The 20,319-nt window shown below is 60.5% G+C and carries 21 protein-coding genes, 1 tRNA gene and 1 pseudogene; 17 read left to right on the top strand and 6 right to left on the bottom strand.

The window, feature by feature from the left end:
• Window positions 1-186: 186 nt before the first annotated feature.
• The 7 genes from rplM (at window position 187) to RHSP_RS21050 (ending at window position 5,702) form a co-directional block, all read left to right on the top strand.
• Entirely contained in the window at window positions 187-651 is a 465-nt protein-coding gene (gene rplM, locus RHSP_RS21080; RefSeq protein WP_004122374.1) for a 50S ribosomal protein L13, read from the top strand.
• Between the two features lie 2 nt (window positions 652-653).
• On the top strand, window positions 654-1,121 hold the full coding sequence (rpsI, locus tag RHSP_RS21075) for a 30S ribosomal protein S9 (RefSeq protein WP_004122371.1): 468 nt from the start codon (window positions 654-656) through the stop codon (window positions 1,119-1,121).
• A 141-nt stretch (window positions 1,122-1,262) separates the two neighbouring features.
• On the top strand, window positions 1,263-1,526 hold the full coding sequence (locus tag RHSP_RS21070; RefSeq protein ID WP_004122369.1) for a hypothetical protein: 264 nt from the start codon (window positions 1,263-1,265) through the stop codon (window positions 1,524-1,526).
• A gap of 66 nt (window positions 1,527-1,592) precedes the next feature.
• Window positions 1,593-1,970 carry an antibiotic biosynthesis monooxygenase family protein gene (locus tag RHSP_RS21065; protein ID WP_004122366.1) on the top strand — a complete coding sequence of 126 codons (378 nt, stop codon included), beginning with the start codon at window positions 1,593-1,595 and terminating at the stop codon, window positions 1,968-1,970.
• Window positions 1,951-2,904 (top strand): agmatinase, encoded by a 954-nt coding sequence (gene speB / locus RHSP_RS21060; protein WP_004122364.1) that lies wholly within the window; start codon window positions 1,951-1,953, stop codon window positions 2,902-2,904. Before RHSP_RS21065 ends, speB begins: the two co-directional genes overlap by 20 nt.
• Before the next feature lie 83 nt (window positions 2,905-2,987).
• Window positions 2,988-3,920, top strand: coding sequence for an N-acetyl-gamma-glutamyl-phosphate reductase (gene argC, locus RHSP_RS21055; protein WP_004122362.1), 933 nt, complete (start codon window positions 2,988-2,990; stop codon window positions 3,918-3,920).
• Window positions 3,921-4,349: 429 nt separating this feature from the next.
• The gene (locus RHSP_RS21050; protein ID WP_037153517.1) at window positions 4,350-5,702 is read left to right on the top strand and encodes a DUF2778 domain-containing protein; all 1,353 of its coding nucleotides are present in this window, start codon (window positions 4,350-4,352) and stop codon (window positions 5,700-5,702) included.
• A gap of 28 nt (window positions 5,703-5,730) precedes the next feature.
• On the opposite strand, the gene RHSP_RS21045 is transcribed toward RHSP_RS21050, so the two are convergent.
• The gene (locus RHSP_RS21045; protein ID WP_004122358.1) at window positions 5,731-6,834 is read right to left on the bottom strand and encodes a COX15/CtaA family protein; all 1,104 of its coding nucleotides are present in this window, start codon (window positions 6,832-6,834) and stop codon (window positions 5,731-5,733) included.
• Between the two features lie 113 nt (window positions 6,835-6,947).
• On the opposite strand from RHSP_RS21045, the gene RHSP_RS21040 reads away from it, so the two are divergent.
• Window positions 6,948-7,157, top strand: a complete 210-nt coding sequence (locus RHSP_RS21040) for a DUF2842 domain-containing protein (protein ID WP_037153510.1) — start codon at window positions 6,948-6,950, stop codon at window positions 7,155-7,157.
• Between the two features lie 135 nt (window positions 7,158-7,292).
• Window positions 7,293-8,543: a GNAT family N-acetyltransferase gene (locus RHSP_RS21035; protein WP_004122356.1), complete on the top strand. Its 1,251-nt coding sequence runs from the start codon at window positions 7,293-7,295 to the stop codon at window positions 8,541-8,543.
• On the opposite strand, the gene RHSP_RS21030 is transcribed toward RHSP_RS21035, so the two are convergent.
• Window positions 8,544-10,748: a GumC family protein gene (locus RHSP_RS21030; protein ID WP_037153509.1), complete on the bottom strand. Its 2,205-nt coding sequence runs from the start codon at window positions 10,746-10,748 to the stop codon at window positions 8,544-8,546.
• 193 nt (window positions 10,749-10,941) lie between these two features.
• Between RHSP_RS21030 and RHSP_RS21025 the strand changes: the two genes are divergently transcribed.
• The 6 genes and pseudogenes from RHSP_RS21025 to RHSP_RS21000 all read left to right on the top strand — a co-directional run bounded on the left by RHSP_RS21025 (window position 10,942) and on the right by RHSP_RS21000 (window position 16,553).
• Window positions 10,942-11,517, top strand: coding sequence for a polysaccharide biosynthesis/export family protein (locus RHSP_RS21025; protein WP_004122353.1), 576 nt, complete (start codon window positions 10,942-10,944; stop codon window positions 11,515-11,517).
• Between the two features lie 12 nt (window positions 11,518-11,529).
• Window positions 11,530-12,675 carry a glycosyltransferase family 4 protein gene (locus RHSP_RS21020; RefSeq protein WP_004122351.1) on the top strand — a complete coding sequence of 382 codons (1,146 nt, stop codon included), beginning with the start codon at window positions 11,530-11,532 and terminating at the stop codon, window positions 12,673-12,675.
• A gap of 76 nt (window positions 12,676-12,751) precedes the next feature.
• Complete coding sequence (locus RHSP_RS21015) at window positions 12,752-14,314, top strand: undecaprenyl-phosphate glucose phosphotransferase (protein WP_004122349.1); 1,563 nt, start codon at window positions 12,752-12,754, stop codon at window positions 14,312-14,314.
• Window positions 14,311-14,754, top strand: a pseudogene (locus tag RHSP_RS21010) (hypothetical protein); the annotation flags it as partial. The gene RHSP_RS21015 and the pseudogene RHSP_RS21010, both read left to right, overlap by 4 nt.
• Window positions 14,755-14,915: 161 nt before the next feature.
• Window positions 14,916-16,094, top strand: a complete 1,179-nt coding sequence (locus RHSP_RS21005) for a glycosyltransferase (protein WP_004122345.1) — start codon at window positions 14,916-14,918, stop codon at window positions 16,092-16,094.
• A 168-nt stretch (window positions 16,095-16,262) separates the two neighbouring features.
• Complete coding sequence (locus RHSP_RS21000) at window positions 16,263-16,553, top strand: helix-turn-helix domain-containing protein (RefSeq protein ID WP_037153505.1); 291 nt, start codon at window positions 16,263-16,265, stop codon at window positions 16,551-16,553.
• 95 nt (window positions 16,554-16,648) lie between these two features.
• Here RHSP_RS21000 and RHSP_RS20995 read toward each other — a convergent pair whose 3' ends face one another.
• Window positions 16,649-17,671 carry an extracellular catalytic domain type 1 short-chain-length polyhydroxyalkanoate depolymerase gene (locus tag RHSP_RS20995; RefSeq protein WP_240535478.1) on the bottom strand — a complete coding sequence of 341 codons (1,023 nt, stop codon included), beginning with the start codon at window positions 17,669-17,671 and terminating at the stop codon, window positions 16,649-16,651.
• Between the two features lie 226 nt (window positions 17,672-17,897).
• Window positions 17,898-18,110: a hypothetical protein gene (locus RHSP_RS20990; protein ID WP_004122336.1), complete on the bottom strand. Its 213-nt coding sequence runs from the start codon at window positions 18,108-18,110 to the stop codon at window positions 17,898-17,900.
• A gap of 243 nt (window positions 18,111-18,353) precedes the next feature.
• On the opposite strand from RHSP_RS20990, the gene RHSP_RS20985 reads away from it, so the two are divergent.
• Together RHSP_RS20985 and RHSP_RS20980 are read left to right on the top strand one after the other, a co-directional pair.
• Window positions 18,354-18,746 carry a hypothetical protein gene (locus RHSP_RS20985; RefSeq protein WP_004122333.1) on the top strand — a complete coding sequence of 131 codons (393 nt, stop codon included), beginning with the start codon at window positions 18,354-18,356 and terminating at the stop codon, window positions 18,744-18,746.
• 91 nt (window positions 18,747-18,837) lie between these two features.
• Window positions 18,838-19,554: a thermonuclease family protein gene (locus tag RHSP_RS20980; protein WP_004122332.1), complete on the top strand. Its 717-nt coding sequence runs from the start codon at window positions 18,838-18,840 to the stop codon at window positions 19,552-19,554.
• Window positions 19,555-19,591: 37 nt separating this feature from the next.
• Here the strand turns inward: RHSP_RS20980 and RHSP_RS20975 are convergent.
• Together RHSP_RS20975 and RHSP_RS20970 are read right to left on the bottom strand one after the other, a co-directional pair.
• Window positions 19,592-19,668, bottom strand: a tRNA-Pro gene (locus RHSP_RS20975).
• 86 nt (window positions 19,669-19,754) lie between these two features.
• Window positions 19,755-20,144, bottom strand: coding sequence for a BA14K family protein (locus tag RHSP_RS20970; RefSeq protein ID WP_004122331.1), 390 nt, complete (start codon window positions 20,142-20,144; stop codon window positions 19,755-19,757).
• Between the last annotated feature and the right edge of the window lie 175 nt (window positions 20,145-20,319).

Below are 20,319 nucleotides of genomic sequence, written 5' to 3'. Positions count from 1 at the left end.
TTTGCAAATTTTTACGGGCATACAATTCGCCTGCCTTGACCCAGCTCCGCATTCGCTTTATAAGCCGCCGCAGATTGCAGCCTTTCCGGGCTGCTTTCTTTTTGGCGCGCATCGCGCACGCTAAATCAAGCAACAAGAAACGCCCTGATGCCTTCGGGCCAAGGGTCTCAAAAGAGAGTATGCAACATGGCAACCTTCTCCCAGAAGCCTGCAGAGGTGGAGAAGAAGTGGGTTCTCATCGACGCCGAAGGGCTTGTCGTTGGCCGTCTCGCTTCTATCATCGCAATGCGTCTGCGCGGCAAGCATAAAGCTACCTTCACGCCGCACGTCGACGACGGCGACAACGTCATCGTCATCAATGCCGACAAGGTCGTCTTCACCGGCAAGAAGTACGAAGACAAGGTTTATTACTGGCACACCGGTTATGCCGGCGGCATCAAGGAGCGTACGGCTCGCCAGATCATCGAAGGCCGCTTCCCGGAGCGCGTCGTTGAAAAGGCTGTCGAACGCATGGTTCCCCGCGGCCCGCTCGGCCGTCGCCAGATGAAGAACCTGCGCGTCTACGCCGGCTCCAACCATCCCCATGAAGCTCAGCAGCCGGTCGTCCTCGACGTCGCCAAGCTGAACAAGAAGAACGTAAGGAGCGCCTGATAATGGCTGACCTCTCTTCCCTGAAGGACCTCGGCACGTCTGAAGCAGCTGCTGCTCCGGTTCACGTCCGCAAGGTCGACTCGTTCGGCCGCTCCTACGCGACCGGCAAGCGCAAGGATGCCGTTGCCCGCGTATGGGTCAAGGCCGGCTCCGGCAAGATCATCGTCAACGGCAAGGACTACACGGCTTACTTCGCCCGTCCGGTTCTGCAGATGATCCTGCGTCAGCCGATCGTCGCTGCTGCCCGTGACGGCCAGTTCGACATCATCGCAACCGTCGCCGGCGGCGGCCTCTCCGGCCAGGCCGGTGCCGTTCGCCACGGCCTGTCCAAGGCGCTCACCTACTTCGAACCGGGCCTGCGCTCGGTCCTGAAGAAGGGCGGCTTCCTGACCCGCGACAGCCGCGTCGTCGAACGCAAGAAGTACGGCCGCGCAAAGGCACGTCGTTCGTTCCAGTTCTCCAAGCGTTAATCGCTTATCCGAGATCGGATTTTTGGAAAGGCCGGGGTTTCCCCGGCCTTTTTCTTTTGGCAATGGCGACATGATGTAGATCCACCAGGCGCGCCACAATGTTTTGTGGCAGAGTCGCGCCGCAAACATCGGGGGATTGCAATGATCAGACTCATTCTGACGCTTTTGCTGACGGTTGCCAGCGTCTCGCCTGCCCTGTGCGACGACACGGGACAGCCACCACCCGCCGACAAAGCAGCCGACATGCAGAGCATGAAGGACTTTCTTCAGGCGAACCCGGATTGCCGCGAATTCACCGACAGTTGCTCCTACTGCCGCGTGACCGATGGTTCTGCCATATGTTCGACGCCGCAGATCGCCTGCGTGAAAAAGCCGTATCAATGCACGGCTCGATCAGGCAAATAGTTACTGGATCAATTGGGTTGCGATTCCGGCCAAATCCCGAAATTTGACGGCATCCGGAGAGACATCATGAGCAACGGCATATCATCGCGTTTCGCGGCTACTCCCGAGCCGCCCTATTACATCGTCACATTCGCTTCCATCCGAACCGAAGGCGACAACGGCTACGGTGCCATGGGCGAACGGATGGAGGCTCTGGCGCTCGCACAGGACGGCTGTCTCGGGCTTGAGGGGGCAAGGGGGCCGGATGGCTTCGGCATCACCAATTCCTTCTGGCGGGACGAACAAAGCATTCTTGCCTGGAAGAATGTGGTGTCGCATCTGGCGGCGCAGAAGCTCGGGCGCGAGCGCTGGTACGAGGAATACAAGGTTCGCATAGGACGCGTAGAACGGGCCTATGATTTTCATGCAGGCAAAGGAGATGCCCTTGCCGAGCACATCGATTGATCACGCCTTTACTGCCACCAGTCTGACCTCGGCCGCCAGCGATCCGACCTTTGCCGGCGCGCTCTCCTTCATGCGCCGCCGCTTCACCAAGTCGCTTGAAGGCGTCGACGCCGTCGTCTGGGGCATTCCATTCGATGCAGCGACGTCAAACCGGCCGGGAACGCGCTTCGGGCCGCAGGCGATCCGCCGCGCCTCGGCTATCTTCGACAACGATCCGCAATATCCCTTCAACCGCGACCTGTTCGCCGAGATGGCCGTCATCGACTATGGCGACTGTTTGCTCGACTACGGAAACCATCAGGACACCCCGGCCGCGATCGAACGGCAGGCAACGACCATCCTCGACAGCGGCGCCTTCATGCTGACGCTCGGCGGCGATCATTTCATCACCTGGCCGCTCCTGAAGGCCCATGCCGCCAAGCATGGTCCGCTGGCGCTCGTGCAGTTCGACGCCCATCAAGATACCTGGTTCGACGACGGCAAGCGCATCGACCATGGCTCCTTCGTTGCCCGCGCCGTGCGCGACGGCCTGATCGACCCGGATCGCTCTATCCAGATCGGCATCCGCACGCATGCGCCTGACGATTTCGGCATCCATATTCTCTATGGCCACCAGGTCGAGGACATGAGCGCCGCCGACATTGCCTCGACGATCATTTCGCACACCAAGGGGGCTCCGGCCTACCTCACCTTCGACATCGACTGCCTCGACCCGGCCTACGCGCCGGGTACGGGAACGCCGGTTGCCGGCGGCCCCTCCAGTGCGAAGATCCTCTCTGCCCTGCAGCGGCTGCATCAGCTCGATGTCAGGGGCGCCGATGTCGTCGAAGTGTCGCCGGCCTATGACCATGCCGACATCACCGCCATTGCGGGGGCAACGGTGGCGATGTATATGCTCGGTCTGCATGCCGAAAGGCGTGCGGCCGGGCGCTAAGTCCGGCTGTTATCATATTGAATCAACTCCATGGCAAACTGAGTCCGGAAACACTCTGAACCTATTGAAAGAGCAGGAATAACATGGCACCGAAGATCTTCATCGATGGCGAACACGGAACCACGGGCTTGCAGATCCGCACGCGCATGGCCGACCGCCGCGACGTCGAACTCCTGTCCATTCCGGAAGCCGAGCGCCGCAATGCCGCGATGCGCGAGGACATGCTGAACAGCGCCGATATCGCCATTCTCTGCCTGCCCGACGATGCGTCGAAGGAAGCGGTGAAGATGGTGGCCGCCAACAACAATGTCCGCGTCATCGACACATCGACGGCCTTCCGCATCCATCCCGACTGGGCCTATGGTTTTGCCGAGATGGACAAGGATCAGGGCGGCCGTATCAAGACTTCGCGCTTCGTCGCCAATCCTGGCTGCTATCCGACGGGTGCGATCGGCCTCATCCGGCCGCTACGCGCCGCCGGCATCCTTCCGGCTGGCTATCCTGTGACGGTCAACGCCGTGTCCGGTTACACGGGCGGCGGCAAGCAGATGATCGCGCAGATGGAGAATGCCGATCACCCGGACGCCATCAGCGCGCCACATTTCCTCTACGGTCTGACGCTGACCCATAAGCATGTGCCCGAGATGACGACGCATGGTCTGCTTGATCGCGCGCCGATCTTCTCGCCATCCGTCGGCCGGTTCCCGCAGGGCATGATCGTGCAGGTGCCGCTGTATCTCGGCGACCTGGCGGAAGGCGCGACGCTGGAGAGCATCCACGCCGCACTCGTCGAGCATTATGCCGGCCAGGATATCGTCCAGGTCGTCTCCCTCGAGGAGAGCCGGGCGCTGCCGCGCATCAACGCCGTCGAGCTCGCCGGCAGGGATACGATGAAGCTCTTCGTCTTCGGCACGCCGGGCGCTGCCCAAGTCAATCTGGCCGCGCTGCTGGACAATCTTGGAAAGGGCGCATCGGGCGCCGCCGTGCAGAACATGGATCTGATGCTGGGCGCCTGAGGCGCAGAGCATAACCTGAGAATCTGAAAGCCCGGTCGATCATCTCCTCTTTGGGGATAGATTGGCCGGGCTTTTTATCGGGCTAACGTCCCTCGCCAATTTAGGCACTCGTGCGTCTGCGGCCACAATTTTGCCTTCCAGCTAAATTAGCAGCCACTACACGAAGAATTGATCCCTGTGACGCGATGCGGCCTATTGTCGGCCGAATTCGTTCTTTTACGGCTTCGCGGGCCGGGATGAATTGGGCGTTAAACCTATCTCTTTTTTCAATGAATATCCAAGAATGAGCCAGTGTAAAGGAATTGGTTACCATAATTCGGCATGCTTCCAGACAGTCGGCAATGTGGTGGTCGGACGCGGATTCCGCGTCAAGACGCGTGTGCATCTGTGAGCCGGCATAGTGTCTGTGTAGTTTGGATAACGAGTATCATGGCGTTTGTCACCGAAGACTTCGGTAACTTCATTTCGCGTTCCGGCTACGCCTCGCGACGGAAAAAATCCTTCAGCATAAGTCCCGGCACTTTGGCCACCGGCGTCGCCGTTATGGCTTTGACCTGGGTTGCGGCAACGCTGATCACCACCCAGTCGATGGTGCTGTCCCTGCCCGGCGCCAATACGACGGCGAACGACTTCCTGACGCCGCGCGCATCGGCTTTCATCGTGCCGCAGGGCCATATGGCCCACCCTGCCCGTCTTTCCAGCCAGGCCGCATCGCTGAACGGGCAAAGCCGCTTCGCCGGAGTGCCCGCAAGCGCCTCGGTAAATTGGGCAGCCTCTACGCCCGCCGGGGATAATGTTCAGACGAAAACCGCCAGCAAAGACGCCATTCGTTCGCAATTGGCAAACGCTCTGGTGCAGCAGGCGTCGCAGATCAAGCTGGAGCAAAGCGCAGCGGCAAGCATCAAGAGTGGCCGCATCGAAGTCGCAGCCGCCTCGCCGGAAACCCTGGATCATCTGCGCAAGGTGATCGCCGTCAACTTCGCCGCCGCGGTACAGTCGCTGGCACAAGTGAAGTATGCCGCCGCATCCATACCCGCGGCGGGTCCGGCGAAGGCCGATCTGCTGCCGGTCGCAGTGGCCGCGGCGACTCCTGCAGGACTGCCGGCTATTGCCGAGGCAACACCGCTGCCGGCCAAGGATGCCGACATCGCGATGACGGAAGCCGTACTCAGCGTGGTGCCGTTGGCCCGCCCTGACCGCGAGCCGGAACTGCGGCGTGTGAACACCCCCGCTTCAGCCGCCATCGCCAGGGCAACCGTCAAGGATACGCCTGCACAGCCGCCGGCACGTCTCCTCGCCTATGCCGACCCGGATGAAAGCTCCGTGCGCAAGGCCAAGCCTTTCATCAATCCCTTTGCCGCCATCAGCCCGGGCAGCGGTACGGCGATCTACGATATCGAAGCGAAGACGGTCTATCTGCCAAGCGGCGAGCGTCTCGAAGCCCATTCCGGCCTCGGCCACATGCGTGACAATCCCCGCTATGTCGACCGCAAGAACACCGGCCCGACGCCGCCTGAGACTTATAAGCTGACATATAGGGAAAGCCTGTTCCATGGTGTGCAGGCGCTGCGCCTGACGCCCACAGGCGGCGGACGCGTCTATGGCCGCGACGGCTTGCTGGCTCATACCTACATGCTCAGAGGCGGCCGTGCGGAATCGAATGGCTGCGTGGTCTTCAAGGATTACAGCCGCTTTCTGGCTGCCTTCAAGCGCGGCGAAATCAAGCATTTGAAAGTCGTGTCGCGGATGTCGTCGGCGGCAAGTGTCGCCTCGGCGCGCTAGGACGGATTGAGTTGAGGCGCGATGCGCCTCAATTTCCCACGACGATCGACGTCTGGCGCGGCAATTCGCCATAAAAGCCCCGCCAATTGGCGATCGCGAAACCAAAGACGATCAGAGCACCCGCCTGATGCGCCAATGCCAGATGTAGCGGCACCTGCAGCAGCAGCGTGGTGATGCCGAGTATCGCCTGGATCAGCACAAGCAGGAACAGGACGACCGAGCGGCGCGCATGTGTCGTCTGTGGCGCGGCGCGTAGTGAGACAATCATGTTGAAAGCGACAACGACAAAGAGCGCGTAGGCGCCGAGACGATGGACGAACTGTACCGTCTTCGGATTCTCGAAGAAATTGATCCAGCCCGGTGACTGTACGAGCAATCCATCGGGGACGATGGCACCATCCATGAGCGGCCAGGTATTGTAGCTCATGCCGGCATCGAGACCGGCGACCAGGGCGCCGAGATAGATCTGGAACAGAGCCATGATGGCGATGAGACCGGCAAGCTTTGCCGAATAGCGTGTCGGGGGCGGCTCGTTCGAATGCGGAGACAGCGCGCGCATGAACCACATGCAGGCGGCAAAGATCAGACAGGCCGTCACGAGATGGGTCGCGAGACGATACTGGCTGACATCGGTGCGCGCTTCGAGGCCCGAGGAGACCATCCACCAGCCGATGGCGCCCTGAAGACCACCGAGCAGGAAGATGCCGGCAAGCGGCAGCCAGAGCTTACGCTCGACCCGGCCGGTCAGCACGAAGAACAACAGAGGCACGCCGAAGATCACGCCGATGGCGCGCGCGAGCAGCCGATGCGCCCACTCCCACCAGAAAATGCCCTTGAACTCATCGACCGTCATCTCCTTGTTCAGGATCTGAAACTGCGGGATGCGCTTGTAGAGCTCGAACTCGTCCTGCCATTCCTGCGCATTCAGCGGCGGGATGACGCCGTGGATCGGCTGCCATTGCGTGATCGACAGGCCCGAATTGGTGAGCCGCGTCGCACCGCCTACCAGCACGAGGCCGAAGAGAACCAGCAGGACACAGGCGAGCCAAAGGCGGATGGCGCGGCGATTGCGATCCTGACGGCCGACTTCCTTCAAAATAGCCTGTTCCGAGGTGAAATTAGTGGCAGCCATGACGTCTCCCTTCGATCAGGCTGTTGATTTGCCCGATAGGGGCGTGCAAAACAAGTCCCGGGAGTTTGCGGCATGCCGTCGCGGCATGTCGTTGTAAGAGGAGAAACCATCCCGTGCCCCTTCGCCTGCGCAAATTCATCGGCATGATCCTGCTTGTGCTGCTGGTTGCAATCTACGCAATCGTCGCCATGATCGTTGCCGTGCGCACGCTCGGAGATCAGCCCGGCTGGGTCCAATTCCTCTACTTCCTCCTCAGCGGCACGATTTGGGTGCTGCCCGCCATGGGCATCATCAAATGGATGGCGGGGCCGCGTCCTCACTAACGAGCGTATTCCGGCCGTTTACGCAACGCTAACCCTGATCCACGGGATATGCGGGCAGATCGCGCCATCTTAAGCCAAAGATAAGTCGCTACCCTCGACACTGCATTCGAACGCCGCCGATGCGGGAAGGATCGAATGCAGACGCAGGAGCAAGATATCGTCGTCACCGCCGTTGCTCCGGCAACAGACAAGCGGGATACGCCAACGCGGCCGATGCTGCGCGGCGATCTGCGGATTGAAATCTTCGACAGCATGGCGCCGCTCGAGGCCGAATGGCGCGCGCTGGAACAAGACGATCTTGCTTCTCTGCATCAGAGCTATGACTGGTGTGTGCCCTGGGTAGAGACCCTCCGTCGTCCGCTCGCCATCATTCGCGGCTCTCTCGCCGGTCGGACCGCCTTTATCCTGCCGCTGGAGATCATCCGCAGCCGTGGCGTCAAGCGGGCCGAATTCATTGGCGCACGCCATAGCAACATCAATACCGGCCTTTTCTCCCCCGAGTTTCTGGCAAGCGGCGCGTTGACATCGATACAGATGGCGGCCGTGGCGGCAGCCTTACGTGGCAAGGCTGATCTGGCCATCCTGCGCAATGTGCCGCTCGAATGGCGCGGCCGCAGAAGCCCTCTCACCTCGCTGTCGGCCGTGGAGAACCAGAACCACGCCTTTCAGCTGCCTTTCCTCGGCAGTTTCGAAGCCAGCCTGAAACAGGTGAACGCCAAGCGGCGGCGCAAGAAGTTCAAGCACCAGAGCCGTATCCTCGATGCCAAGGGCGGATATGAGCATGTGATTGCCGCCCCCGATCAGCAGGATGCTTTGCTGGACATGTTTTTCCGCCAGAAGGCGGTTCGCTTCAAGGAAGCCGGCTTGCCCGACGTCTTTGCCGACGATCCTACGCAGACGGTGCTGCACCGGTTGCTGCTTCGCCAGGCAAAGGATGGCTTCGACGCCACGCTGCAGATGCACGCGCTCAGGCTCAAGGGCGAGCATGAGGGCCATATGGCTGCCATCGCCGCCCTATCGCGCAAAGGCGATCATGTGATCTGCCAGTTTGCTTCGATCGACGAGTCGCTGGTGGCGGAGGCCAGCCCCGGCGAACTGCTGTTCTGGCTGATGATAGAACGGCTGCATCGTGAAGGTGCCGGCCTCTTCGATTTCGGGATCGGCGATCAGACCTACAAGCGCTCGTGGTGCCCGGTGGAAACCACGCAACATGATCTGCTCCTACCCATCTCCACCGCCGGCTATGCGGCGGCGGCGATACAGCGCAGCGTCACGCGCGCCAAAACGGCCATCAAGGGCAACCGGCAGCTCTATGCCTTTCTGCAAAGGCTGCGGGCTCGACGGAGCGCCGGCCCGGCTCCGGCGGACGAAAGCGAAAAAGATTGATCAGGCGGCGTCGCGGCGCGTATCCGGATCATGCTCCTCGCGCCAGCCGGACATCAGGATGATGTGCTCGTAGCCAGCCTTCTGGAATCCCGTCATCGCCGAGATGAACTGCTTCTCGTCGGGCTGCGGCATCGACAGAATGATTTCCGTTTCCTTGCTCCGGGTCAGCCGTGCCACTCCGGACACGTCCGCTGCGCCGCATTCCACCAGAACGATGTCATAGGCCGAGCCGAGAGCGTCGAGGATCAGGGAGAGGCGGTCTGCTCCGCGCATCGCCCGGCCGAGGTCGCTCATACCCTGCGGCACGAGATGAGCATCCGAAAGCCGGTCCGGATGGATCGTATCGGCAAAGGCCGCTTCGCTGCAAAGTAGATCGGTGACGCCGGGAAGTTCGTGATGCTCCGCCATGAGCCTGGAGGGGCAACCGGTTCCCGTCATATCGACCAGCACGATGCGATTTCCCGCATCCGCAATCGTCCTTGCGAGCATGACGGTCGCGGTGGAGCCATCATCACCGCTCGGTGATATGGCGATTGCCAACCGAGAGCCGCTGTCGATCAGGTAATCGGCGACGGACTGGATGGAGAAATCCTCTTCCTCCTCCGATTTCCTGACTGTTTCCTTCGGCTTGTGCGCGGGATCAACAGGCGCTTCCAACTCCGGCGCCAAGGTTTCGGCGGCGGGGACTGAAAGCATGCTGGCGGGCGCATTGGCGCGCTTGACGGTGACAGCCTCTGCCGGGGTGTCGGGCTGATCATGAAGCGCAACCTTGGCTTCGTTTTTTTCCTGACGACCGCCCGACCCTACAGGTCGCAAGGCGCGGCCGCTGAACAATTCCGCAAGCATGATCACGATGGAGGTCAGAAGGAAGGTTGCGAGGGTTGCGACGACGACGATCGGGCCAACCTTCGGGAAAGCCGGATCGACCGGCTCCACCGCTGTCGAAACGACGCGGGCATCGGCCGGGCTTGAATTCTTATCCACACGAGATGCCGCTTCACGATAGCGGGCAAGATAGGTCTCGAGCAATTGCCGCTGGGCTGCGGCTTCGCGTTCAAGCGCATTGAGGCCGACTTCGTCCTCCCCTGCCTTGGCGCTCGCGGCCTTCAGCGTATTCGACTGCGCCAGCAGCTGCTGTTCGCGTAGCTGCGCTACCTTGGCCTCATTGCCGATGCTGGCAAGTATCCTCTGGGTCTCGCGGTTGATCTGCTGGCGGATATCGGCAAGCTGGGCGCGCAGGCTCTTCAGGCGCGGATGGCCGTCCATCAGGGTCGTGGACAGGTCCGAAATCTGCGATTCCAGGTTGGATTCCGTCGCCTTCAACCGCTGAACGGTCTGCGACCCGGAAACGTCGGAGAGGGTGTCGGTGGAGCGGCCACTGGAGAGCGCGTTGCGCACTGCCTGAGCGCGCGCTTCGGCACTGGCCTTGTCGCCGCGAACCTGTGCGAGCTGCGTGGAGATATCGGCGAGCTGCTGGGTGGCGAAATTGTTGTTCTGACTGGTCTGAAGCAGACCATTGGCAGTGCGATAATCTGCAACCTTCTTTTCGGCCTCGCTGACTTTTTCGCGCAGTTTGGTGATTTCCGGCTCCAGCCAGCGCGTCGCCTCGCTGTTGGAATCCAGCTTGGCGCCGCTCTGCATGGACAGATAGACCTGCGCGATCGCATTCGGCACGCTTGCGGCCAAGGATGGATCGCGGGAACTGAAGCTTACGCCGATCACGCGCGAAGTGTTGATCTGGTAGACCTGCAGCCGGCCGGTGAAGGCATCCAGCATCCGCTCTTCCGGTGCCTTGTCGCCGGCAGCACGTTTCAGATGCAGCTTGACGAGAATATCGGAAAGCGCGGACCTGTTGTTGGCGGCATCGAATTCCGGGCGCTCGTAGAGCTTGAGATTGGTAATGACCTGCTTGATCAGGTCCGCCGACTGCAGGATCTGAACCTGGCTGGCAATATTAAGCTCGTCCAGCAGCGGGGCGGAGCCGGCATCATTGCTGGTCGTGGTTGCAAAGGCCGGCGCACGCGGCTCGATCAGGATACGGGTTTCGCTGCGGTATTCCGGCGAAATCACCTTGGCGACAACGAACGCCAGGCAGGCCCCTGCCAAGGTGATGGCAACGACCCTCAGCCGCCGCCGCCATACGGCGCGAAAGAGCTGCGCAAGATCGATGTCCACATCCTGCTGGGTGCTGTTGACACCGGACATGTGCAAAAACTCCGTAATAGAAAGCCAGGAATAATCGTAAACGACTATGGTAACCCAACCGTTAATAGTATTTCGCGTGCATTATTTTTAGCACTGCTAATTTTTGCGGGAATTTTTCTTGCTCTTTACCGACCGTTAACCCTAACGGATCGATAACGGCGGCTGTGTTTTCTTCCTTTCCAATGAGCGCGAAATGCCCTTCGCAAAGCCAAAGATAGCCCTTGCACTCGGCATGCTAGTCATGAGCGCCGCGCTTGCCGGCTGCAATACCTATAAGCCTGCGCCGAAGGCCTTCAGCGAGGCCACGATCCAGCCTTATACTTTGGACAGCGGCGACCGGTTGCGCGTGACGGTGTTCGATCAGCCCGGCCTCAGCAACACCTATACTGTCGACCAGGCCGGCTATATTGCCTTTCCGCTGATCGGCCAGGTCCCTGCCCGCGGCCGGTCCTTGCAACAACTCTCCGGCCAGATCGCCCAGAAGCTGCGCCAGGGTTACATTCGCGATCCAGACGTCTCTATCGATGTCGATCGTTACCGTTCTGTCTACATCATGGGGGAAGTCGGCCAGCCGGGCCAATATTCCTACGTGCCGGGCATGACGGTCCAGAATGCCATCGCGGTTGCCGGCGGCTTCAGCAGCCGCGCCAATCAATCCAACGCGGACGTCACGCGCAAGATCAACGGCCATGTCATCACGGGTCGTGTCGGCATCTCCGATCCGGTCCTCGCGGGTGACACCCTCTACGTTAGAGAGCGGTTGTTCTGACCGCGCCCGCCCATGGCAAAACCGCTCCGCATCCTTCACTGCTTCAGATCGCCCGTCGGCGGGGTCTTCCGCCATGTCCGCGATCTGGCGGAGGAACAGACCAAAGCGGGGCACGAAGTCGGTATCCTCTGCGACAGCCTTACCGGCGGAGAGCATGAGGACCATCTGTTCGAAGACATTGCGCCTTATCTGGCACTCGGCGTAGTCCGGTTGCCGATCCGGCGTCAAATCAGCCTGTCCGATGTCACCACGCTTTGGAACGGCTACAAGGAAATCAAGAGTTTGCGGCCGGATGTGCTGCACGGGCATGGCGCCAAAGGCGGCCTGCTTGCGCGCGTTCTCGGCTCGATCCTGCGGGTGAACAGGTATCGCGTAGCCCGCCTTTATACTGCGCATGGCGGTAGCCTGCACTTCTCGTGCACCTCGCTGCAAGGCATGCTGGTGCACAGCATGGAGCGTATGCTGGAATTTCTGACCGACGGTCTGATCTTCATCTGCGATTTCGAACGGCGCGCCTACGAGAAGAAAGTCGGCAAGCCGCGCACGCGCTCGGTGCTGATCTATAACGGTATCAGCGAACGCGATTTCCGCGATATCCCTACGCGATCGGACTCCGTGCATTTCGTCTATATCGGCATGCTAAGAGACCTCAAAGGTCCCGATCTGTTCGTTGACGCTTTCGCCAAAACGGAACGGCGGATCGGCAGGCCGCTTTCCGCGCTGATGATCGGCGACGGGCCTGACAGGGACAAATATCACAGGATGATGATCGAGCGCGGCCTCGGCCACCGCATCGGCATGTTGCCGGCCATGCGCGTGCAAGAAGCTTTCGCCGTGTCCCAGAACGTCGTTGTTCCCTCGCGCGCGGAGGCCATGCCTTACATCGTTCTCGAGGCACTGGCGGCCGGAAAGACCGTCATCGCTTCGCGCGTCGGCGGCATCCCCGAAGCGCTTGGAGAAGAGAGTGCAGCCCTTGCCAAACCGGACGATGCCGACGACCTCTCCCGCGTGATGACCGAAGCCATCAAGGATCAGGAGTGGGGCCGCCGCAACATGCCCAATATCGAGACAATCCGGCGAAACTTCTCTGCTCCGGTCATGGCACGGGATACTTTGGACCTGTACCAAAATATACTTGCTCATCGTGGCGAACATTAGAATACAAGCAGGTGTTGTAAGTGTTTCTTAGCTGATATCTGCTAGGCATTTTCCGGTAACGACCGGATAAATTGCCATGAACACTACTGAACAGTCCGAGCAATTTAACTTGGACAATATTCGCAAGCAGGTCTCGGAAATCCGCACCCGCGGCACCGACGAGACCCAGGACAACCGTCCGAGCAGCGAAATCAACGCCTATGCGCGGCAGATCGCCGAGCAATTTCGCGAAACCAATCAGACGCCGGCGATCATCATCGGACAGTATCGGCTGTTCGAATTCCTGTCGTTGCTCGCTCTCGGGCTCACGCTCCTCTTTTTCGGAACGGCGCCGGGCGATCATCCATTCCTGTCGAAAGCCGCGGTGACCATTGCGGTGAGCGGCCTCGCCATCGTATTTCTGCAGGTGGCGGATGCCTATCAGATACCGATACTACGCTCGCCCTACCGCTACCTCTATCGGATCCTCGGGCCATGGGCCGCCGCCTTCGCGGTGATGGCCGTCGCCCTCTTTCCATTCGACATAAACAGCATCTATTCGATACCCCTCCTCGGCGCCTGGCTGGCGACCGGCGCGGCCTTTATTCTCCTGGCACGGTTCCTTTTCGCCTATGGCATTCGCAACTGGGCTCGCAACGGGCTCATGGAACGCCGCGCTGTGATCGTCGGCGGCGGCGAGCCGGCCAAGGAACTGATCCGCGCTCTCGAGCACCAGCCCGATAACGACATCCGCATTTGCGGCATCTTCGACGATCGCGGCGAAAAGCGCTCGCCGGTCATGGTGGCAGGCTATCCGAAGCTCGGCACGGTCGCCGAGCTGGTCGAGTTTGCCCGGCTGGCGCGGGTGGACATGCTCATCATCTCGCTTCCGAGCAGCGCCGAGGACCGCATCCTGCAGCTGCTGAAGATGCTCTGGGTGCTACCCGTCGACATTCGCCTGGCAGCCCATGCCAACAAGCTGCGTTTCCGGCCGCGCGCCTATTCGCATGTCGGCGCCGTGCCGATGCTCGACATCTTCAACAAGCCGATCCGCGATTGGGACGGCGTCGCCAAACGCATCTTCGACATTTTCTTCAGCCTGTTCGCGCTCGCCCTGCTCTGGCCGATCATGCTCGGCGCGGCGATTGCCGTGAAGGCGACCTCGAAGGGGCCGATCTTCTTCATGCAGAAGCGCCACGGCTTCAACAACGAGATCATCAAGGTCTTCAAGTTCCGCTCGATGTACACGCATATGAGCGATCCGACCGCACGCAATGCCGTCACCAAGAACGACCCGCGCGTCACGCCAGTTGGGCGCTTCATCCGCAGAACCTCGATCGATGAATTGCCGCAGCTCTTCAACGTGCTGCTCGGCAGTCTCTCGCTCGTCGGCCCGCGCCCGCATGCCGTACTCGCCGCCAGCCACAACCGCACCTATGCCGATGTCGTCGAGGGCTATTTCGCGCGCCATCGCGTCAAGCCCGGCGTGACCGGCTGGGCGCAGATCAACGGCTGGCGCGGAGAGATCGACAGCGATGACAAGATCAAGTTCCGCACGGCCTACGATCTCTACTACATCGAGAACTGGTCGCTGCTGTTCGACCTGAAGATCCTGTTCAAGACGCCGTTCAGTCTACTCAATACGGAAAACGCCTATTGACCGCGATCGAGCTCCCACCTTCGGGCGTCGCCCAGCCGCAGCTCATCACCATGCGGCTGATCGGGACGGCCTGTGTCACAATAGGGGTATTCCTGTCGGGTTTCGTCATTGCGGAACCCGCCCCCTATGAGGTGTGGCTCGCCCTTCTCATCGGCATCTGGTTCATTATCGGTCTGAAGATATCCCGCGGCGTCGCGCCGCTTCTGGTCCTCTTTCTGGCCTTCAACATCGGCGGCATGCTCTCGATCGCGCAAATGCGTGCTCTCAAGGCCGGCGACCATCTCGACGGCCCGATCTATATCGCCGTCTCCACCTTTCTGGCCCTGAGTTCCGTCTTCTACGCCGCCATCGTCGAGGATAGCGAAAGACGGCTGAAGCTGATCTTCAACACATGGGTTGTGGCGGCGCTGATCACGGCCAGCCTCGGCATTTTCGGCCATGTCGGCATCGGCAACGTCATCGATACCGACCACTGGCGCCATTTCTACATATTGATCGGCATCGTCTGGGGCTGCGGCGCCCTCGAGCAAAAGTATCAGCGTAGCTTGAGTGGAAGGGAAGCAGCACCTTGAATATCCGCACCAGCATCAAGCGTCTTTCAATGTTGCAGGTCCTCGAACCGAGCGGCGGCGGCTCTGGGCGGCACTTCCTCGATCTGTGTCGGGCGATGCAGCATCGCGGCCATTCGGTGACGGCTGTCTATTCGCCGGTGCGCGCCGAAGCCGCCTTCGTCTCGGAACTGGAGGGCATCGGCCTCGACAGGGTCATCCCTCTCGGCATGCGACGCGCGCCAGGCCCATGGGATATCACTGCATGGAGATATCTCCGCAAGATCGCCACCGAGCAAGGGCCGTTCGATCTGATCCACGGTCATAGCTCGAAGGCCGGAGCCCTGACGCGGCTGCGCTTGCCGGGAAAGCACGTCCCCGTGCTCTATACGCCGCATGCGTTTCGCACCATGGATCCGACGCTGGGCTCAAAGGGCCGCCTGATCTATGGCGGCATCGAGCGCCTGCTTGGCAACTGGCTGACGGACCGCCTGATCTGCGTATCGCAGGATGAATATAACCACGCATTGTCGCTCGGAATTTCCAAAGCGCGCCTCAGTATCGTCGTCAATGGCGTCAACGCGCCGCCGATCAGCCAGGGCGTTGCCATCCGCAAGCGCTACGGCATAGCGCAGGACGCCCTGCTCTTCGGATTCGTCGGCCGAATGACCCGGCAGAAGGCACCGGAACGGCTGGTTGCCGCCTTTGCCCGCATTGCCCAGCAATTGCCGCAGGCGCATTTGCTGATGATCGGGATCGGCGAATTGGCGAGCACCGTCACCGACATGATCAAGACAGCAGGCCTGGAGCATCGCGCAAGCATCGACGGCAGCGTGCCGGGTGTCACCGCGATCGATGCGGTCGACGTCGTGGTCATGCCGAGCCGTTACGAAGCGATGTCCTATGTGATGCTGGAAGCCGCAGCGGCCGGCAAGCCGCTGCTGCTTGCCGATGTCGGCGGGGCGCGCACGGTGCTCGAGCACGGCAAGAACGGCTATATCGTGCCGAACAGCGACGATCCGAAAGAGCTGGCCCTTGCAATGACGCGCCTTGCCGATCCCAAGCTGCTTGCAAGCCTCACGGCCGAGGCACGCCGCCGCAAGGATGGCTATACGCTTGCGGGCATGGCCGACGCCACGGAGAAGATCTACTACGACATGCTCGGCTATCCGGTGCCGGCCCCCTTGAAGATGCCGGAGAAGGTCAGGCCGCAGAATGTCGCTGCATTCTAAAGCGCATCGCGATCTTTCAGATTCGCTTCTTGCGCTTTAGGCCTTTGATTTTGCGCATGTCGCTGTCGCAAAACCGCTGCACACTTTTGCGCGACATGCGTTAGCTTTCCACGCGTTTTTCACCGGAAACCAGTTCCGATTCTCGAGCTTATGCGATACAGTTAAGCCATGATCACATCAGCACAATTGCGCGGCGCGCGCGCCATGCTCGGACTGACGGTGGAAGTGCTCGCCACCGAAACCGGGCTTCCGGTTTCGGCCATCGAAGCACTGGAGCGGGACGGAAGTTCCGCTGACATCAAGGCCCTCGCTGCCGTTCGTTCCGTTCTGGAAACCCACGGCTTGCTTTTCCTCGCCGGCGGCAGCGACGGAACCGGCGGTGCCGGTATCCGTTTCAAGCATTGGGCTGAGAATGACGGCATCCGGCCGGAAAACCTGAATGCCACCAATGATGATTGATGGGCGGAGCAGTTCCGTATTTTACTACGCAGTCTAACCGCTCTTCTGCATCGCTCTTCGACCGAAGACCGATGCACATTGTCCCCGAAGAGACTTCAGACCGCCAAACCCCAGCCTTTGACCAACTGCTCGGGTGCAGAAACAGCCGCCGGCAAAATGAAGCGCTCGGTATCGTTTGCCGGCTCCCTGCCCTCGACGAGCGGACAGACCGGCAGGCCATGTCCGAAGCCGGTCAGCGTGACCAGTTCCAGGATCATATTGCCGTAGTCGTCACGCCATTCGCGCCGCTCGCCACCTTCGAAGAGGCGCAGGCGCCCCTTGGTGCGCGGACGTTCGCGCACGGTAAGCCATTGTGCGACGGACGACTCCGCATTGACGAAGGAAACGACCTCATCGGCATCGCCATGCCAGATGGAAACGACGGGAAAGCGATCGGCGTCGGGAGAGGCCTCGCGAATGTGATCGCCCCATTTATCGGCCGAACGCGTGGAGCCGCGCTTCATGACGTCCAGGGCCGACATGGCATCGCGGGCAGCACCGAAAGGCAGGCCGCCGATGATGGCGCCTGCGGCAAACAGCTCCGGATAAGTGGCAAGCAGTGCTGCGGCCATGGCGCCGCCGGCCGAAAGGCCCATTACGAAAATCTTCCCGTCGTCGATCTCATGCACCCGGCGGCTGAAATCGATCATCTCGCGGATGGAGCCGAGCTCGCCGCGATCGCGCGTTACCATGCTCGGGCGAAACCAGTTGAAGCAGAGATTGGGATTGTTCGCTGCTTTCTGCTCGGCGTAGAGCACGGCAAACCCATGCTGCCGGGCGAGTGCGGACCAACCGCTGGCACGATCGAAATCCTCGGCATTCTGATGACAGCCATGCAGGACGACGACGAGCGGCATCGGGCCTTTAACGGCAGGCGGTACGTATTCGAGCATGCGCAGGCCACCAGGATTGCGACCGAACCACAGAACTTCGGTCAACCGCTGCGGGACCGGTCGCGTGAAGACGCGGCGACGCGAAGGCGACGATTGCGGCTGAGTCACCGGAAACTTGAGCTGCGGCAGCTCGACGGATTCGGGAAGCAGGCGGCGAAGCCGGCTCGGAACTTTGAAATTCATCATGGACCTTTCAGATTATCCACGCCTGCCGCATGTATTTTTCTTTCGTCACGGCAGCCGCGCACTGTCCCCAGTGGGGAACCAGTGACATCGAGAGACAGACTCTCTTTGTGCAATGCAGCAAATATAGGGTGGAAGTGCGGCTTCGAACAGCAACAAAGCGTCATTGCTGCTATGTGAAATCAGCTTAAACCGATTAGATTCAAGCCCATAAAAAAACGCGGTTGTGTCAGAAATAAGCCCTTGCAAGCGCAAGAAGCTTGGCGTCGTCCTTCACGCCCTGGCGATAAACCTGAATGATCAATGCGCCGAGACGCTCCGCTTGCTGGCTGCGTAAATTGATACCGCGATCCTGGCAGACCGTATCCAGCACCTTCTCCAAGCGATCCAAATCCTCTGAAAACAGCGGCAAGTCCCGTGGATGGATAGGGGTTTCCAACATTCGCGCGGTCTCAATCCTTTGGGCCGGAACACGCAGAACCTTGTCGGCGTCCGCTTCATACCCGACAATATGAGTGGACTATGCGCTCTGGCACCGGGCTTGGCAAGGAAGCAATCGCCTGTGCCGACGCTTTTCTGATTCGCACATAATGCGGTAAATCCTTCCATTCGTACAATTTTGAGTCACACCATTACCAAGCCTTCATCCGCACCTGCGATAAGCGGCGGAAACGAAGAGGTGATGATGACCAGATTTTTGACTCCGGCCATTCTCGGCCTGCTGCTCGCCGGCTCGGCCCTGCCGGCCTTTGCGCAGAACCTTCAGAATCTTCCCCTGCGCAATCCCCGCCAGGTGCCGGAAGGATATATTTCCGTGCAGTCGGGAATATCGATTTTCTATTCCGTGCCGGAAGGCGACAGCGAGGAGCAGCAGGAGAAGGCCTTGAAATCCTTCTATAAGATCGCGGCAAGCAGCTGCGCGACCCTCCTCGATACGATTGCAGATGCCTGCGAAATCAGCGCCATGTCGAGCAATACGGCAGTCAATAGTTTCGACGGCCGCGGGCCGAAACTTTCGGTGAGCGGACAGGTCACGATGTCGGTGAAGCTAAAACCCGCGACCGGATCGGCAAAATAGGAATCCCCCGCACTCGTCGTCGGACGACGGAAAGCCAACGGATCGGTAAGAAATCGCGGCGATAATCCCCTCGCAATCGAGGGATGACATCATGGCTAAAGCGAAACGACGCACGCGGCGCAAGCCGCAACCGAGAGCGGGCAGTTCGATGTGGCTATGGGGCTTCGTCGGCCTGGCGACTGTGGCCGGCCTGTACGCCTATCAGTACCGCAAGGAAATGCCCTCCATGCTCGCCCATGCAGGCACGGTCGCCGGCATGCCGCACATGGCCCAGGAAACACCGGTGCCGACGGCCAAGCCGAAAGTCAGGACGGCTGCGGTCATTCCGGAACCGCGTGCGACATCGGCCCTCCCCGTGCCGCCGGCTTCTATCCCGCTAGTGCCAGCCGCTATCCCCGTAGCGCTGCCGATCAGCAAGCCGCCCATCGACCGGCCAGTGCCCGGATTGCGGGCTCAGACCGGCGGCAGGTTTGTGCTTTGCAGCGCCGGTTCGGGCACGAATTGCGTGGTCGACGGCAATACGTTCTGGCAGGACGGCATCAGGATCCAGCTCGCCGATATCGACGTGCCGGGCATGGAGGCTGCGCACTGCCCGGGCGAGAGGCAGAAGGCCATGACTGCAAAACTGCGCCTGCAGGCCATTCTCAACGATGGGACTTTCGTGCTTTCCGGCAGCAACCGCCGCGACGATCAGAATGGCGGCAAGCTGCGCATCGCCATGCGCGCCGGCCGCTCGATCGGCGACCAAATGGTCTCGGAAGGGCTCGCACGGCGCTGGACTGGCCAGACATCCTCGTGGTGCAGCTAAATCACTAGAAATTTGATTGGGAGTTCAAGGAGATAAATGGTCGGGGCGACTGGACTCGAACCAGCGACCCCTTGACCCCCAGTCAAGTGCGCTACCGGGCTGCGCTACGCCCCGACCTGCCGAAACGGCTTGTTTCGTTTAGAGTTTAGAGTTTCCCGACGCAAGCGAAAAGTGGCGGCTTGCTCAGAAAAAGTTCCGGCCTAGCGGCACTCCCGCCGCGGCCCCTGGCTCGGCTGATAGGAATTGTCGGCGGGATTATAGGACTGATAGCGGCTCGCGCAGGCGCGGGCATGGCCATCGTAGTAGCCGCGAGAGCGCTGCCAGCTGAACAGGGTGCCTGTAACGAAGGATTTAAAGAGGACGCCGCTGTCCGAATCGTCGTCGTAATAGCTATCGGAACCGTGCAGCCGGTGGCCGCTGCCCCAATGGTTGTGGTGATGCCAATGGCCGTGATCATGAACCTGGATGACGTCTGACTGTTGGAGCACCGACAGCGCCGGCATCGTGATGGCGCCGGCTGGCATTGCGGCACCTGCCGCCAGCAGCAAACCGAAGCCCGCGGCAGTTATCGACCTGGCAATCGTAAACATAGGCGACTCCTTCGAAATCCGGCGGCAGAGCCAAGCACGTCTACGTGAAAAACCTTGTCGCCGGGCCTGCCGATATTACCTCTATATAGTGATTTGAAGCCACACTCATAGATGCACTTCCGTCTTTATTGCGCGGCGATTCTGCGGAGACGGGAAGCGCGCAGAAAGTCGAAAC

The sequence above is a fragment of the Rhizobium freirei PRF 81 genome, assembly GCF_000359745.1.
GTDB classification, from domain to species: Bacteria; Pseudomonadota; Alphaproteobacteria; order Rhizobiales; family Rhizobiaceae; genus Rhizobium; species Rhizobium freirei.
Note: the sequence above shows the minus strand (reverse complement) of the source record. Positions and strands in the feature narration are given on the sequence as shown.